Origin of the sequence: Streptomyces otsuchiensis (assembly GCF_004305975.1) — a bacterium.
In the GTDB taxonomy this organism is placed as follows: Bacteria; Actinomycetota; Actinomycetes; order Streptomycetales; family Streptomycetaceae; genus Streptomyces; species Streptomyces otsuchiensis.
This window is the reverse complement of record NZ_BHZI01000532.1, coordinates 1-1,264: the sequence shown is the minus strand read 5'-3', so window position 1 is coordinate 1,264 and position 1,264 is coordinate 1. Positions and strand designations below refer to the sequence as shown.

At 73.3% G+C, this 1,264-nt stretch carries 2 protein-coding genes; one reads left to right on the top strand and one right to left on the bottom strand.

Going from position 1 to position 1,264, the window contains the following annotated elements:
- Positions 1-189: DUF6643 family protein (locus tag E0D90_RS25685; RefSeq protein ID WP_369008445.1), on the bottom strand; the 189-nt coding region annotated here is incomplete at its 3' end.
- 334 nt (positions 190-523) lie between these two features.
- Here E0D90_RS25685 and E0D90_RS25680 point away from each other — a divergent pair.
- Positions 524-1,264 (top strand): glutamate racemase (locus E0D90_RS25680; RefSeq protein ID WP_130800302.1); only part of this gene is annotated, 741 nt, incomplete at its 3' end.

Genomic DNA, 1,264 nt, shown 5'->3' with positions numbered 1-1,264 from the left:
ACCGGTGCGCATCGCGAGCACCGAGGTGGTCCCGGCCGCGCTGACCGGGATCTTGTCGCAGGGGAGCAACGGGACCCGGATCGGCGCTATCTGCGGGGTGCCCCGCTCGGCCACCAGGCTGTCGTAGATGGGGGTGTCCGGGAAGTGCGACGAGTAGGAGCCGCCGTAGGACGAGCGCGGGGAGGTCATGTGACATAAGGTAAGCCCACTGTGCTCCCGATGGGGAGTGCGATCCGGGGGTCATTTAGCGTGTTCGCGCTCACTCCGGACGGCCTGTGTGACGCGGATGTCGTTTTGTGCCGAACTGCCGCCCGTTTTCAGAGGGATTGAGCAGGCGTCGCCCCGCTCGGATCAAGCGGAGATTGTCCCGTTTCGCTCTTGAGGGCGGCTCATTTCGGCCAAGATCGGACAGCTCCGATCACTTCCGCTCGCGGCACCTCCGCGTCCCGGTACCCGCCTTCGCGGCGCCACCCGACCGCGTCCCGCCGCACCGCGCGGCCGCGCCGCCCGTACTCTGGGGACCGTGAGAATCGCGCTGGTCGACTCGGGAATCGGACTGCTCGCCGCCGCCGCGGCCCTGCGTCGGCTGCGGCCGGACGCGTCACTGGTCATCGCCAATGATCCGGCCGGCATGCCCTGGGGGCCGCGCAGTCCGCAGGACATCACCGAACGGGCCCTGCGGTGCGCCCGCGCCGCCGCGCGGACCAGCCCCGACGCCCTCATCGTCGCCTGCAACACCGCCTCGGTGCACGCCCTCGACGCCCTGCGCGCGGAGCTGGAACCCGGCATCCCCGTCGTCGGCACCGTGCCCGCCGTGAAACCGGCCGCGGAGGGCGGTGGCCCCATCGCCGTCTGGGCCACCCCCGCCACCACGGGCAGCGCCTACCAGCGCGAGCTGATCCGTGACTTCGCCGGCGGCGCCCGCACCACCGAGGTGCCCTGCCACGGTCTCGCCGACGCGGTGGAGCGCGGCGACCCGGCGGCGGTCGCCCTCGCCGTGAAGGCGGCGGCGACCCTCACCCCGCCCGATGTGCGGGACGTGGTCCTCGGCTGCACCCACTACGAGCTGGTCGCCGAACGCATCCGAGCCGAACTGGCGGCGTCGGGCGACACCAACCCCGTGCGGCTGCACGGGTCGGCGGAGGCGGTCGCGCAACAGGCCCTGCGCCGCGCCGGAATCGAGCCCGCACCGGACGCGGCACCCGGTCCGGACCCCCTGTTCCTCGTCGAGGGCCGCCCCGCCCCACCACCGGCCGCCCTGGTG